14 protein-coding genes are annotated in these 13,400 nt (G+C 71.8%); 3 read left to right on the top strand and 11 right to left on the bottom strand.

The window, feature by feature from the left end; translation table 11 throughout:
* Window positions 1–51: 51 nt before the first annotated feature.
* From FK530_RS07605 to lspA, 8 genes are all read right to left on the bottom strand, one after another.
* Window positions 52–1,881, bottom strand: coding sequence for an ABC transporter ATP-binding protein (locus FK530_RS07605; protein ID WP_146486432.1), 1,830 nt, complete (start codon window positions 1,879–1,881; stop codon window positions 52–54).
* Complete coding sequence (locus tag FK530_RS07610; protein ID WP_231706536.1) at window positions 1,878–3,611, bottom strand: ABC transporter ATP-binding protein; 1,734 nt, start codon at window positions 3,609–3,611, stop codon at window positions 1,878–1,880. The genes FK530_RS07605 and FK530_RS07610 overlap by 4 nt, the downstream gene beginning before the upstream one ends.
* Window positions 3,608–4,273: a TetR/AcrR family transcriptional regulator gene (locus FK530_RS07615; RefSeq protein WP_158645047.1), complete on the bottom strand. Its 666-nt coding sequence runs from the start codon at window positions 4,271–4,273 to the stop codon at window positions 3,608–3,610. The genes FK530_RS07610 and FK530_RS07615 overlap by 4 nt, the downstream gene beginning before the upstream one ends.
* An 88-nt stretch (window positions 4,274–4,361) precedes the next feature.
* The gene (locus FK530_RS07620) at window positions 4,362–5,729 is read right to left on the bottom strand and encodes a DUF1731 domain-containing protein (RefSeq protein WP_146486434.1); all 1,368 of its coding nucleotides are present in this window, start codon (window positions 5,727–5,729) and stop codon (window positions 4,362–4,364) included.
* An 81-nt stretch (window positions 5,730–5,810) separates the two neighbouring features.
* A complete protein-coding gene (locus FK530_RS07625; RefSeq protein ID WP_146486435.1) occupies window positions 5,811–6,407 on the bottom strand; it encodes a hypothetical protein in 597 nt (198 codons plus the stop codon).
* Window positions 6,408–6,437: 30 nt separating this feature from the next.
* Entirely contained in the window at window positions 6,438–7,106 is a 669-nt protein-coding gene (locus FK530_RS07630; protein WP_146486436.1) for a hypothetical protein, read from the bottom strand.
* Complete coding sequence (locus tag FK530_RS07635; RefSeq protein ID WP_146486437.1) at window positions 7,103–8,029, bottom strand: RluA family pseudouridine synthase; 927 nt, start codon at window positions 8,027–8,029, stop codon at window positions 7,103–7,105. Before FK530_RS07635 ends, FK530_RS07630 begins: the two co-directional genes overlap by 4 nt.
* A complete protein-coding gene (lspA, locus tag FK530_RS07640; RefSeq protein WP_146486438.1) occupies window positions 8,022–8,609 on the bottom strand; it encodes a signal peptidase II in 588 nt (195 codons plus the stop codon). The genes FK530_RS07635 and lspA overlap by 8 nt, the downstream gene beginning before the upstream one ends.
* Window positions 8,610–8,636: 27 nt before the next feature.
* Here lspA and FK530_RS07645 point away from each other — a divergent pair, with 27 nt between their 5' ends.
* Window positions 8,637–9,617, top strand: coding sequence for a hypothetical protein (locus FK530_RS07645; RefSeq protein ID WP_146486439.1), 981 nt, complete (start codon window positions 8,637–8,639; stop codon window positions 9,615–9,617).
* Between the two features lie 19 nt (window positions 9,618–9,636).
* Here the strand turns inward: FK530_RS07645 and FK530_RS07650 are convergent, their stop codons facing one another.
* Window positions 9,637–10,134, bottom strand: coding sequence for a WKL family lipoprotein (locus FK530_RS07650; protein WP_146486440.1), 498 nt, complete (start codon window positions 10,132–10,134; stop codon window positions 9,637–9,639).
* A gap of 103 nt (window positions 10,135–10,237) precedes the next feature.
* Between FK530_RS07650 and FK530_RS07655 the strand changes: the two genes are divergently transcribed.
* Entirely contained in the window at window positions 10,238–11,182 is a 945-nt protein-coding gene (locus FK530_RS07655; protein WP_146486441.1) for an asparaginase, read from the top strand.
* Here FK530_RS07655 and FK530_RS07660 read toward each other — a convergent pair.
* Window positions 11,081–12,310, bottom strand: coding sequence for a CaiB/BaiF CoA transferase family protein (locus FK530_RS07660; protein ID WP_146486442.1), 1,230 nt, complete (start codon window positions 12,308–12,310; stop codon window positions 11,081–11,083). The genes FK530_RS07655 and FK530_RS07660 overlap by 102 nt on opposite strands.
* A 39-nt stretch (window positions 12,311–12,349) precedes the next feature.
* The gene (locus FK530_RS07665; RefSeq protein ID WP_146486443.1) at window positions 12,350–12,949 is read right to left on the bottom strand and encodes a DUF6891 domain-containing protein; all 600 of its coding nucleotides are present in this window, start codon (window positions 12,947–12,949) and stop codon (window positions 12,350–12,352) included.
* A 31-nt stretch (window positions 12,950–12,980) separates the two neighbouring features.
* On the opposite strand from FK530_RS07665, the gene FK530_RS07670 reads away from it, so the two are divergent.
* Entirely contained in the window at window positions 12,981–13,382 is a 402-nt protein-coding gene (locus tag FK530_RS07670; RefSeq protein ID WP_146486444.1) for an SRPBCC family protein, read from the top strand.
* The last annotated feature ends 18 nt before the right edge of the window (window positions 13,383–13,400 follow it).

Genomic DNA, 13,400 nt, shown 5'->3' on the forward strand with positions numbered 1-13,400 from the left:
ACCCGCTCGCGCAGCGGCGCCCCGTCGGCGAGTACTTCACCGACTCGCGCGTCAGATCTCCACGCCCTCGAACTGCGCCCGGTACAGCCCGGCGTAGTGTCCGCCCGCCGCGAGCAGCTCGTCGTGCGAACCCTGCTCGACGATCCGACCGTGGTCCATCACGACGATGACGTCCGCGTCGCGGATGGTCGAAAGGCGATGCGCGATGACGAAGCTCGTACGGTCGGCGCGGAGGGCGTGCATCGCGCGCTGCAACAGCACCTCCGTGCGGGTGTCCACCGAGCTGGTCGCCTCGTCGAGGATGAGGATGGCCGGCTCGGCGAGGAAGGCCCGCGCGATCGTGATGAGCTGCCGCTCACCCGCGGAGACGCTGCCCGACTCGTCGTCGAGCACGGTGTCGTAGCCGTCCGGTAAGGAGTGCGCGAAGCGGTCGACGAAGGTGGCGCGCGCTGCGGCGTAGACCTCCTCGTCGGTCGCGTCCAGGCGGCCGTAGCGGATGTTCTCCATGATGGTGCCCTCGAACAGCCAGGTGTCCTGCAGCACCATGCCCATCCGCCGGCGCAGGTCGGCGCGCTCGACCTCGGCGATGTCGGTCCCGTCGATCGTGATCCGGCCGCCGGTGAGCTCGTAGAACCGCATGATCAGGTTGACCAGGGTGGTCTTGCCCGCGCCCGTGTGTCCCACCACGGCGACGGTGCGCCCCGGCTCGGCCACGAGGTTCAGTCCTTCGATGAGCGGCTCGTCGCTCTTGTAGCCGAAGGAGACGTCCTCGAACGCGACCCGGCCACGGGTCGGCTCCGGCAGCGCGCCCGGCCGTTCCGCCGTCTGCTCGTCGGCGTCGAGGATCGCGAAGACGCGCTCGGCGGAGGCCACGCCCGACTGCAGCATGTTGACCATCGAGGCCATCTGCGTGACGGGCTGGGTGAACTGGCGCGAGTACTGGATGAAGGCGATGACGTCGCCCAGGCTCATGCCGCCCGCCGCGACGCGCAGGCCGCCGACCACGCACACCGCCACGTACTGCAGGTTGCCGACGAACATGCTGATCGGCATGACCAGCCCCGAGAGGAACTGCGCCTTGTAGCTCGCCGTCATGAGCGCGTCGTTCTCCTGAGCGAAACGCTCCTGCAGCGCGTCGCCCCGGCCGTAGACGGTGACCAGATCGTGACCGGTGAAGGCCTCCTCGACCTGGGCGTTGAGCGATCCCGTCGACTTCCACTGCGCCACGAAGTGCTTCTGGCTGCGCTTCATGATCTGCCCCGCGAAGATCACGATGAGCGGGATCACGACGACCGCGACCGCGGTGAGCAGCGGCGAGACCACGAGCATCATGATCAGGACCCCGATCACGGTGAACGCCGAGACGATGAGCTGGCTCAGCGCCTGGGTCAGCGACTGACCGAGGTTGTCGATGTCGTTGGTCACGCGGGAGAGCAACTCGCCGCGGGGCTGCTTGTCGAAGTAGCTCAGCGGCAGGCGGTTCAGCTTCTCCTCGACCTCGCGCCGCAGCGAGTACATGACCCGCTGCACCGCGCCGTTGAGCAGGTAGCCCTGCGCGTACTGCAGCACCGCACTCGCGACGAACAGCGCGATCACCCAGGCGAGAATAGTTCCCACCCGGTGGAAGTCGATGCCGGGACCGTGCTGCAGCTGTGAGCGGAAGCCGTCGTAGATCGCGTCGACCGCGGAGCCCACCACCTTCGGCGCGATCACCGCGGCCGTGACCGACCCGATGGAGAGCAGCACCGCCGCCGCCATCGCCGAGCGCTGCTCGCGCAGCCGGCCCAGGAGCCGTTTCAACGAGGGCCAGAAGGTCATCGGCTTCTGCGCGGGCGAACCCGCCGTCGCCGCGGCGGAGGCCCGTGCTCCCGGTCCGGTCATGCTGCACTCCCCGCCGTCGCCTGGCTGCCGGCGATCTCCTGATAGGTGGGACAGGTCTCGAGCAGCTCGGCGTGGGTGCCGTGGCCGACCACCTCGCCGTCCTCGAGGACGAGGATCTGGTCGGCGCCCGCGATCGTCGAGATGCGTTGGCCCACGATGAAGACGGTGGCCTCCCGCGTGTACGGCCGCAGCGCCGCGCGGAGCTTCGCATCGGTCGCGAGGTCGAGCGCGGAGAAGCTGTCGTCGAAGAGATAGATCGCGGGCTTCGCGACGAGAGCGCGGGCGATCGCGAGCCGCTGGCGCTGACCGCCCGAGACGTTGGTGCCGCCCTGCGCGATCGGGGCGTCGAGGCCGCCGAGCTCGGCGACGAAGTCCTCCGCCTGCGCGATGCGCAGGGCCTCGGCGAGTTCCTCGTCGGTGGCCTCCGGGTTGCCGAAGCGGAGGTTGCTCGCGACGGTGCCGCTGAACAGGTAGCCGCGCTGCGGAACCAGCCCGACATGTCCCCACAGGGCGTCGACGGCCAGGTCCTTCACATCCACCCCGTCGTAGCGCACGGCCCCGGAGGTGGCGTCGAAGAGCCGCGCCAACAGATTGATCAACGTCGACTTCCCGGAACCGGTCGAGCCGATGATGGCGACGGTCTCCCCCGGCCGGGCCGACAGGTTCACGTTCTGCAACACCGGTTTCGCGGCGCCGGGGTAGCACATGGTCACGTCGTCGAGGTCGACCGCGCCCGTGATCACGGGAAGCGGATCGGGACGGTCCGGCGGCGCGACGGTGGAGGTGGTGGCGAGCACGTCGGTGATGCGCTCGGCGGCGACGGAGGCGCGCGGCACCATCATCACCATGAACGTCGCCATCATCACCGACATCAGGATCTGCATCATGTACTGCATGTAGGCGGTGACGGAGCCGATCTGCGCGGTGCCGTCGGCGATCAGGTGCGCGCCGAACCACCACACCGCCACGGTGGAGAGGTTGAGCACCAGCATCACCCACGGGAACATGACCGCCATCAGGCGCATGACGCGGACGGAGGCGTCGGTGAGGGCCGTGTTGGCACCGTCGAACCGCTCCCGCTCGACCGGCTCGCGGACGAAGGCCCGGATCACACGGACGCCCGTGAGTTGTTCGCGCAGAACCTGGTTGACCGAGTCCAGGCGGGTCTGCACGACGCGGAAGCCGGGGATCATCTTCGCGATCACCACGCCGAGCACGGCGCCCAGGACCGGCACGGCGACCACCATGAGCCAGGCGAGGCCGGGCTCCTCGCGCAGCGCCATGAAGACGCCGCCGACGGCCATGAACGGGGCCTGGATCATCATCGACAGCGTCATCAGCACGAGGAGCTGGACCTGCTGCACATCGTTCGTGGTGCGGGTGATGAGCGAGGCGGCGCCGAAACCGGAGACCTCACGGCCGGAGAAGGTGCGGACCCGCCCGAACAGGGAACGCCGGGTGTCGCGGCCGAAGGCCATCGCGCTGCGCGCCGCGAAGTAGGTCGCGCCACCCGCGGCGATCACCTGGAACAGGGTGATCACCAACATGATTCCGCCCATGCGCCAGATGTAGCCGGTGTCGCCGGGCGTGACGCCGAGGTCGATGATCTTGGCGTTGATGCTGGGCAGCACGAGGTTCGCGACGACGCTGACGAGCTGGAAGGCCGCGACGGCCCACAGCCAGGTGCGGTAGGGCCGCAGGTGCGCGGCGACGAGTCTGAGCAGAGTCACTGGGGGCTGGTCCTTCGCTCGGAGGTGGCTGAGCCGGCGGGGCCGGCGGCGGGGCTGATGTTCGGGGCGGCGATGCCGTCGAGCAGGACGTCGACGATGCGGTCGGGCGCGAGGATCGCGCCCTCGCTGATGTGCGGGTGGCTGCCCGAGAAGGTGAGCAGGCGCAGGAGGTGGATCGCCTCCTCCGGCGGGACACGCAGCTGATCGGCGTCGTCGCCGATGACGCCGCGGAGCCGGGCCATGATCGCCGGGCCGCCGTCCTTCGCCCGACGGTGCGCGTCCCGGTCCCGCGTGTGGGGCGGGGCGACGAGGCCGAGTGCGTCCATGAGCCCGAAGATCCGCTGGAACCGTCCCTGGACGAGTTCGGTGAACCGGTAGAGCCGTGCCCGCAGCGGCAGCGTGGGATCGATGGCGTCGATCGCGGCGAGCAGGTCGTCCGGATCGAAGGATTCGAGCATCACCGCATCGAGCAGAGCCTCCTTGGAGTCGAAGACCCGGAAGATGGTGCCCTCGGCGACGCCCGCGTGCTGCGCGATCTGCTTGGTGGTGGGCACGGCGCCGTAATCCAGCAGCGCGTCCCGAGTAGCGGCGATGAGCGCCGCGCGCCGCTCGTCGGGCGGCAGGTGCGGCGCGCGGGATCGGGTTTCGTTAGCCGCGGGCACGATGTTGAGACTACAGAAGTGAGCGCGCACTCACAATTGATTTTCCGTTCGCCACGGGCGAATCGGTCGATTGCGGACGCGGGGCGGTTCAGCCGAGGAGGTCGGTGAGCGCGCCGTCGAGGGTCGGGTGCGCGAACCGGAAGCCCGCGGCGGGCAGCACCGTCGACGTTGCGTGCCGCCCCGTGAGGCCGAGCGCGGGATCGCTCCGCATGCCGATCGCGCCGAGCGCGAGCACCGGCGCCGGCGTCGGCGGGGCGAACGGGCGATGCAGGTGGCGGCGCAACGCCGTCATGAGGTCGGCGTTGCGGACGGGGTTCGGCGCGGCGGCCACGACCACCCCGTCGGGCAGGTCGACGCCGGGTTCGATGCCGAGGCCGGCCCGGACCACCGCGAGCCAGTCGTCGCGGTGGATCCAGCTGAACCACTGGCGGCCGTCGCCCAGGCTGCCCCCGAGGAACGCCCGGGTGACGCCGACCATCTTCGCCATCGCGGGCGAGTCGGTGTCGAGCACGATCGAGGTGCGCAGGATCGTGCGGTGCGCGGTGTCGGCGTCGGCCGACGCCTCCTCCCACGGGCGGGCGACGCCCGTCATCTGCGGGAGCCCCGGATCGGGCAGCGGGGTGTCCTCGGTGCACCAGCGCTCCCCCGCGTCGCTCCAGATCGCGGTGGTGCTCGCCTGCACCCAGCGGCGGACGCCGCGACCCCGGGCCGCCTCGACGAGGGCGCGCGTGGCATCGACGCGACTGGCCGTGAGCGCGGCGATGTTCGCGGCGGTCGGGCGGCAGTCGACCAGCTTGCCCGCGAGGTTGATCACCGCGGTGTTCGGCCCGTCGAGCACGGCCGACCACGCCCCGACGGTGCGCCCGTCCCACGTGACCTGCGGGTACGGCACGTCGGCGCGGATCGACCGGGTGAGGATCGTGACCTCGTGCCCGCGCCGGACCAGGTCCGCCGCGACGCGGCGGCCGAGCGCTCCAGTGCCGCCGGCGATGACCACGTGGAGCGGGTCGGCGGCGCGCGGCGGGCCGGCGAGCATCGCCAGCCGCGCAAGACTCGTATCGGCGTCGGCGGCGAACCGTCGGGCGACCATGCGGTCGAAGAACGGTGCCGACGGACCGTCGGCCGTCACCGTCTGCTCGACGACGGTGCCGCCGTCGACCGGACGAAGGGCCCAGCGCAACGTCGTGGTCCCCGCCGGCTCGTCCTGCGCGATCGCGAGCGCGCGCTCGGGCTCGAACTCGACGACGGTGGCGGGCGCCGCGAAGCGGCGGTGGATCCACGCCACACGCAGATCCGGCACCCAGTCCAGGCGCGCGCCGAGCGCGACCGGGTCCCGCAGCGGGGCCGAGACGACGAAGGGCTGCCACCGCGGCAGGCGCTCCACGTCGACGAGCACGTCCCACAGCGCACGCGCCGGGAGGGCGATGAATCCACTGCTGCGATGCACGGTTGCCATGCCTTCGACGCTAGTTCGCGATGGCGCGGATTGACTCCGCGATCCCGGAGAGGTTTCTCACATCGTGAGATGTGTCTCGGCTCAGGTGTAGGTCACCGCGAGCACGACGCGGCTCGTGCCGTCATCCTTCTTCTGGATCGCCATGTCGACGAAGGGACTCGTCGGCCTGGCGAAGACGGTGACGATGTTCCGGCACCGCTCGAGGACTCCGCTCTCGACCGGCCTGATGACGCTGTAGTCGCCCTCGTACTGTCCCTGCATATTGGCGAACCAGGGCTGCGGGCCCGCGTCGAAGGTTCGTTCCGAACCAGGGAGCTCCGTGAAGACGGGCGCCCCCACGGGGGTGGAGCAGTCGGGCGCGAACTCCCGAAGTCGGCGCGCGCCGAGCGTTCCGACGAAGTCGTCGACACCGGCCGTCGGGGCCTCGAAGACCGCGCTCATGTAGGGATCCATGAAGGCGTCGGTCCGCGACGCGCGGATCACGGTCAACGATTCGGGAAGGGAGGCGCCCGTCCACTCCCGCACCGTCTTCCGCAACCCCTTGGCGTCGAGCTCGCGCGGCTTCTCGTCGCCGAAGGTCGCGCACGAGGCGACCACGAAGGCGAGCACCGCCAACACGGCCGTGCCCGCGACGACGGAGACCAGGCATCCGACCGGGCGCGTTCGCGGCGAGTTCATGTCATCACGATACAGATGTAGAACAGTAATTTAACGGGCCGGCACCGGGCGATCGTCGGGGCCCGGAGTCACGGTGTCGGTGTAGGACGGGAGCAGGGCCGAGACGCCGAACCGGGCACCGTCGCGCGGGAGGACCTGCACCGACCGGACACCGGGTCGACCGGCGACCGCCCGCAGGGCGTCGCCCGTGCCCCACACCACGACGCCGACCACCGCGGGCACCCCGGCGCGCAGCCGGGACGCCGTGACCCGCGCGATCGCGTCGCCGCGCGCGCCGGGCGCGACCAGCCCCGGCATCGCCAGCGCGGCGAGCTCGTTCACGGCCGCTACGCCCTCCCTGCTCTGGCCGGGCGCCACCGCCGCGGTCGGGGTCTGCACGCCCGGGATGCGCACCCGCACCAGCACGCGCCCCACCCGGTCGAGTCCGGCGGCGCGGGTCCACACCTCGTCGGGCGTCCATTCCGCGGCCGGGGAGAGCAGAGCCCAGCGCCGCTCCCCCGCGGGCGCCGCGCCCAGGGATGCGCGGGCGGCCGCGAGGTACTCCGCGACCGCCTGACCGGACTGCGGGCCGAGCCGGTCACCGTCGGGCCGCACATTCCGCACCGGCGTCGCCGAACCCAGCCAGAAGGCCAGCCCCAGGGCGACGACGAGCAGCGCGCCCCAGCCCGCTGCCCCGCGGGCGGTCCCAGTGCGGCTCACGCGTCCCGCAGGACGTCCAGGGCGCTCTGCAGATCGTCGGGGTAGGGCGAGGTGAACTCCACGTACTCCCCCTTCGTGGGGTGCGTGAAGCCGAGCGTCCGGGCGTGCAGCCACTGGCGGTCGAGGCCGAGCCGCTTGGCGAGCACCGGGTCGCTGCCGTAGGTCTGGTCGCCGCAGCACGGGTGGTGCAGCGCGGCGAAGTGCACGCGGATCTGATGCGTCCGGCCGGTCTCGAGGTGCACGTCGAGCAGCGTCGCGGCCTGGAAGGCCTCGATCGTGTCGTAGTGCGTGATGGACGGCTTGCCGTCCTTGGTGACCGCGAACTTCCAGTCGGAGCTGCGGTGCCGCCCGATCGGCGCATCGATCGTCCCGGACATCGGGTCCGGGTGGCCCTGTACCAGCGCGTGGTAGCGCTTGTCGACGGTGCGCTGCTTGAACGCCCGCTTGAGCACGGTGTAGGCGCGCTCGGAGACGGCGACGGCCATGACGCCCGAGGTTCCCACGTCGAGGCGGTGGACGATGCCCTGCCGCTCCGGCGCGCCCGACGTGGAGATCCGGAACCCCGCGGCGGCCAGGCCGCCGATCACCGTGGGGCCGGTCCAGCCGACGGAGGCGTGCGCGGCGACGCCCACGGGCTTGTCGACGACAACGATGTCGGCGTCGGAGTAGAGGATGTTCATCCCCGGCACCGGCTCGGCGACGATCTCCAGCGGACGCGCGGGCTCCGGCAGCGTCACGTCGAGCAGGGCGCCGGCGCGCAGTTTGTCGGACTTGCCGACCGCGACCCCGTCGAGCGTGACGGACCCCTCGGCCGCCAGCTCGGTGACGACGGTGCGGGACAGACCCAGCAGGCGGGCGACGCCCGCGTCGACCCGCAGGCCGTCGAGCCCGTCGGGTACCGGCATGGTGCGGGACTCACGCATCGGTCGCCTCCGGTCCGGTGGTGCGGGCGCCCTCGGCGCCGTTCTGGTCAGGGGTGCGCGTGCGCTTCTCACCGAAGCCCTCGTACGGATCGCGACCGAACAGGGTGAGCGCGACGAGCAGCACCGCGGCGACGCTGATCGCGGAGTCGGCCGTGTTGAAGACGGGGAACCAATCGCCGACGGAGAAGAAGTCGATGACGTGTCCGCGGAAGACACCCGGGGCGCGGAAGATGCGGTCGGCGAGGTTGCCCAGTGCACCGCCCAGCACCAGGCCGAGACCGAGGGCCCACGGCAGCGAGGTGAGCTTGGAGCCCATCCGCACGATCCACACCACCACGCCGACCGCGATCAGCGTGAGCACCCACGTGTATCCGGTGGCCATCGAGAACGCCGCACCCGGGTTCTTCACGAAGTACAGGCTGAACGGGCCGAGCACGTGGATCTTCTCGCCCAGGGTCATGTGCCGGACCACCGTGGTCTTGGCTGCCAGGTCGATGAGGAAGACCGCGATCGCGACCACCGCCAGGAGGATGCGCGGGCTCCGATACCAGCTCGGCCGCGCGGTTGCGGGGGAATCCATGGCTCCATCATCCACTACGGTGGCGGTGTGCATGGCAAGCGGTTGCGGCTGGTCCCGGTGGTGGCGGTGTCGACGGTGGCGCTCGGCGCGGCCCTGGCGGGGTGCGGCGGGGGCGAGCCGGCGGACGCCGGCGCCTCCTCCGCGGCGCCGGCCCGGCAGTCGGTCGCGGCGCCCGCTGCGACGGCGGGGTGCGCCGCGCTCCCGCCCACGCTTCCGGGGCACGCGGTCACGGTGGACGTCCCGCAGGCGAAGGTCGTGCTCGATTCCCCCGGCGAGGGGGCGCCGCGCCCGCTGACGGTCCGCCCCACCGCGGTCGCCGAGTACGCGCTGTTCACCAACTCGCTGCAGGTCTCGCAGGTGGCGGGCGAGCAGCCCTCCGGCGGGAACCGCGATGTGACGCTGCCGCTGGCCGCGCAGCCCGCGTGCGCCGATCCGCTCGACGTCTACCTCTTCTTCTCCGCGCCGCGCTCCACGGACCCCGCGACGACGAAGGCTCTCGAGGTGGAGGACGGGTCGGTGGCACGGGTGAAGCTGGCCGCGAGCGGCGAGGTGCGCTCGTTCACGCTGGCGGCGCCGCCCGACGCCTCCTCCGAGGCCCAGGGAGCCTTCGAGCAGGCCCTGTTGCAGACCTTCCTGCGGCTCATCCCGCTCCCCGCCGAACCCGTCGCCCCCGGCGCGACCTGGACGGTGACCCGCTCCATCCGCGCCGACAGCACCCTCACGCAGACGATGCGGGTGACGCTCGGCGGCACCGTCGAACGGCCCGAGCTCAAGGCGAAGGTCGACGAATCGCCCGTCGACTCCGTCTTCCGCGTGCCGGGCAGCGACAGCACTCTGACGATCGAGAGCTTCACCTCGGAGGGCAACGGGACCGTCGACATCGATCCGGCGCGCGCCTTCGGACAGGGCGGCGTGCAGTTGGAGGGCGGCCGGACCCTCGTCGGCGACGACCCGGCGAAGAAGCTCACCCAGAAGACGGGCAGCGTCTACCGGTTCGGGCCGCAGTGAGCGTGGGCCGTCCGCGCGGTCAGTGGCAGGACGGCGAGTCGCGCCCCACCTGGGTGATCATCTGGCAGGCGTAGGACTTCTGCAGTTTCCAACGGCCCTCGTCGAAGGCGAGCGAGGCGTACGCGAGCTGGTTGGTGCCGCCCATGAGCACCGAGAACTGTGCCTTCGCCTGGCCCGGCTGCTCCAGCACGGGACGGCCGATGTGCCAGCTGACCTGAGGGTTGTCGCTGCGCAGTTTGACCAGCTCGTCGAACAGCGGGCCGTCGGCGGTGGTGGCGCCCTGCACCAGCTGGACCTTCTCCTCGAGCGGGACCTTCGGATCGACCGCCCGGCCCAGCATCTCCTCGAGCTGCTGCGTCGAGGGCGCGCGGTCCGGCGTACTCGACGGCGCCTCCGTCACCTGGACGGAGACGGCGGAAGGGGTGCTCGACCGCGACTCGGTGTTCTCCCCACTGCAGGCACCGCAGGCCAGGCCCACGAGCACCGCGGCGGGGGCCATGAGGACCCGTCCACGCATCGAGAGATTCACCTCCGTCCGACCGTCGTTCTGCGGCCTCCACTATGCCAAACGTGGGGCGGTGCGCCACCGTTCCCCGCACCGGGCGTGACATGCTGCACGCATGCCTGAAGTGATCGTGCTCGCCACGGGCGGCACCATCGCCAGCCGCCACGACGACTCCGGCGCCGCCGTGCCCGCCGACGCCGGTGCGGCGCTGGTGGCGACGGCCGGCGCGGTGACGGGGGTCGGGGTGACGGTCCGCGATGTGACGGCCGCGGACTCGTCCGCGCTGACGCTCGACCAGCTGGACGAGATCCGCGCCGCGGTCGCCGACGCCCTCGCGGACCCCGACGTCGCCGGGGTCGTCGTGACGCACGGCACGGACACCATGGAGGAGACGTCACTCCTGGTGGACCTCGCTCATGCCGACCCGCGGCCCGTGGTCTTCACCGGTGCCCAGCACTCGGCGGACTCCCCCGTCGCCGACGGTCCCGCGAACCTCGCGGAGGCGATCGCGGTCGCGGCCGATCCCGCGTACCGGGGGCTGGGGGTGCTGGTGTCCTTCGCCGGTGAGGTGCAGACGGTGCGCGGACTCGCGAAACTGTCGACCGTCGCGCCGCAACCCTTCTCCGGCGGCATCCCGGTCGCCGAGCTGCGCGGCACGGCGCCGCACCGCCTGCTGGCCAAGCACGCCCCGGTCGCCGACGTCCGGGTGGACGTCGTCGCCTCCTACCCGGGGGCCGACGGTGCCCTCGTCGACGCGGCCGTCGCCGCCGGCGCACGCGGGATCGTGGTCGCGGGCACCGGGAGCGGCAACACGACGGTGGCGCTCGCGGACGCCGTGCGGCGTGCCCTCGACGCGGGCGTGGTGGTGGTCGTCTCGACCCGCATCGCCACCGGCCCCGTCGACGCCGCCTACGGCGGGGGCGGGGGCGCGGCCGACCTCGTCGCCGCGGGCGCCCTGCTATCGCGCCGTCTGCGCCCCGGGCAGGCGCGCATCGTGCTGCTCGCCCTGCTGGCCGCCGGGGTGGGCCCGCGGTGGATCGGCGCGTACCTGGGGCGGTGACCCCAGGTCCGCGCGGATGGATTCCGTGTGCTCGCCCAGCGCCGGCGGCCGGCGGTAGTCGCCGACGGGAGTGCGGGACAAAGTGATCGGACTGCGCACCTGATCCATCGCACCGTCGCCGATGTGGACGCGCGGGCGCAGGCCCAGGCGGTCGGCGAGCGCGAACCCCGAGGCGACGTCGCCCACGGTACCGGCCGGCACCCCGGCCTCCGTGAGCCGGCGGGCCCACTCCTCCGCGTGGTCCGCCGCCAGGCGCTCCTCGAGCAGCGCGACCAGCTCGGCGCGGTGACGCACGCGGTCCGGATTCGTCGCGAACCGCGGATCCCGGGCGAGCTCGGCGGCGCCGGCGGTGGCCACGAGTCGCGCGAACTGTCCGTCGTTGCCGCACGCGACGGCCAGCAGGCCGTCGCGGCAGCGCAGCGCCTCGTAGGGCGCGATCGACGGGTGGGTGTTGCCCAGCCGCGAAGGTGCGCTGCCCGTCGCGAGGAAGTTCGCGCCCTGATTCGCGAGCGACCCGAGGAGCGACGAGAGCAGGTTCACCTCGACGTGCTGGCCCAGGCCCGACCGCTCCCGCTCGAAGAGCGCGGCGAGGATCCCGGCGACGGCGTCCTTCGCGGTGAGGACGTCCACGAGGGCGACTCCCACCTTCATCGGGTCGCCGTCCGGCTCACCGGTGATGCTCATCAGGCCGCCGAGCGCCTGGACCAGGAAGTCGTAGCCCGGCAGCGCCGCGCCCGCCTCCGAGCCGAAACCCGTGACGGAGCAGTAGATCAGGCGCGGGTTGATCGCGGCGGCCTCGTCGTAGCCGAGGCCCTTCGCGTCGAGCGCCCCGCTGCGGAAGTTCTCCACGAGGACGTCGGCCCGGCGCACCAGCTCCCGGGCGGCGTCGCGGTCCTCGGGGTCGTCGAGATCGAGCTCGATACTGCGCTTGGACCGGTTCGCTGCCTCGAAGTACGCGCTGGTGCGCTCCGTCCAGGGCGGACCCCAGGCGCGGGTGTCGTCCCCCGCGCCCGGTCGTTCGATCTTGATCACGTCGGCACCGAGGTCGGCGAGCGTCACCGTCGCCAACGGCCCGGCGAGCACCCTGCTGAAGTCGGCGACCACGATCCCGTCGAGCACCGGTGCCATCGTGTCTCCTGCCTGCGCTGTTCGATCCGGTCGGTGGCCTCAGGCCAGTGGGCGGCGCCAGTCCATGCCGACGACCTGTACGCGCGTGGTGCCCGCGCCGTCCCACTCGAAGGCCAGGCCCTGTTTCGCCAGCGCCCGGGTCACCTCGGCGGCGACGTCCACATCGGGGCGGGCCACATCGGTGAACGTACCGAATCCGAGGTAGACCTGCGCCTGACCATAGGCGAGCTCCAGCGCGTCCTGCTGGGTGAAGTAGACGTAGCCCCATTCGCCGGCGCGCTCGTCGTCGATCTCCTCGTTGGCGCAGGTCCGGCAGCAGGTGAAGTTGTGCCGCACCACGATTCCCTGCGCCGCGATCTCGTCGCACGCCGCATCGAAGCGCTCCCAGTCGCCCCGCCCTTCCGAATCGTCCAGGTGGGCCCGATACCTCGCCTGCGCGGTGCGGACCGTCTCCTCGCTGTCCGCCACGCTCATTCCCGCAGCCTGCAGGACCGCAGCGGCGTGCCCGGCGGTGAGGTACCCCGGATAGACCAGCATCGATGCGGCGCGCAGTCGATCCTCCGGCAGCACGCGCACCAGCGTTCCGTAGCGCAGCTCCTCCGGCACCACTTGGTTGCGCTGAGCGAATCGATTCCCCATTCCTGCACCCTAACCCGGGTACGGTTTCGGGATGGTCGACGAATCCCGCCACATCGCCGTCGTCATCGCCCGCCCCGCGTCGGTGGTCTACTCCTATGCCCGCGATCCGCAGAACCTGGTCCGCTGGGCCGCCGGACTAGCGACCGGAGTACGGGTCGACGGCGACGACCTCATCACCGACTCTCCGATGGGCGCGGTCCGGGTGCGGTTCGCGCCGGACAATCCGTTCGGCGTGCTCGATCACGACGTGACGCTGCCCGACGGCACCGTCATCAACAATCCGCTGCGCGTCCTCGCCCACCCCGACGGAGCCGAGGTGCTGTTCACCGTCCGGCGTCTCGGCGCGAGCGACGCCGACTTCGAGCGGGACTGCGCGACGGTGCGCGCCGATCTCGAGCGACTGCGTGGGCTACTGACCGCCGACGGACAGTGACCCGCGTCCCCTCCCGAC

Origin of the sequence: Tsukamurella conjunctivitidis (assembly GCF_007858475.1) — a bacterium.
GTDB lineage: Bacteria > Actinomycetota > Actinomycetes > Mycobacteriales > Mycobacteriaceae > Tsukamurella > Tsukamurella conjunctivitidis.

Excerpts from the sequence above, each read along its gene's own strand:
- FK530_RS07605 (WP_146486432.1), bottom strand. The coding sequence starts at position 1,881 with ATGACCGGACCGGGAGCACGGGCCTCCGCCGCGGCGACGGCGGGTTCG.
- FK530_RS07620 (WP_146486434.1), bottom strand. The coding sequence starts at position 5,729 with ATGGCAACCGTGCATCGCAGCAGTGGATTCATCGCCCTCCCGGCGCGT.
- FK530_RS07625 (WP_146486435.1), bottom strand. The coding sequence starts at position 6,407 with ATGAACTCGCCGCGAACGCGCCCGGTCGGATGCCTGGTCTCCGTCGTC.
- FK530_RS07635 (WP_146486437.1), bottom strand. The coding sequence starts at position 8,029 with ATGCGTGAGTCCCGCACCATGCCGGTACCCGACGGGCTCGACGGCCTG.
- lspA (WP_146486438.1), bottom strand. The coding sequence starts at position 8,609 with ATGGATTCCCCCGCAACCGCGCGGCCGAGCTGGTATCGGAGCCCGCGC.
- FK530_RS07650 (WP_146486440.1), bottom strand. The coding sequence starts at position 10,134 with ATGCGTGGACGGGTCCTCATGGCCCCCGCCGCGGTGCTCGTGGGCCTG.
- FK530_RS07655 (WP_146486441.1), top strand. The coding sequence starts at position 10,238 with ATGCCTGAAGTGATCGTGCTCGCCACGGGCGGCACCATCGCCAGCCGC.
- FK530_RS07660 (WP_146486442.1), bottom strand. The coding sequence starts at position 12,310 with ATGGCACCGGTGCTCGACGGGATCGTGGTCGCCGACTTCAGCAGGGTG.
- FK530_RS07665 (WP_146486443.1), bottom strand. The coding sequence starts at position 12,949 with ATGGGGAATCGATTCGCTCAGCGCAACCAAGTGGTGCCGGAGGAGCTG.
- FK530_RS07670 (WP_146486444.1), top strand. The coding sequence starts at position 12,981 with ATGGTCGACGAATCCCGCCACATCGCCGTCGTCATCGCCCGCCCCGCG.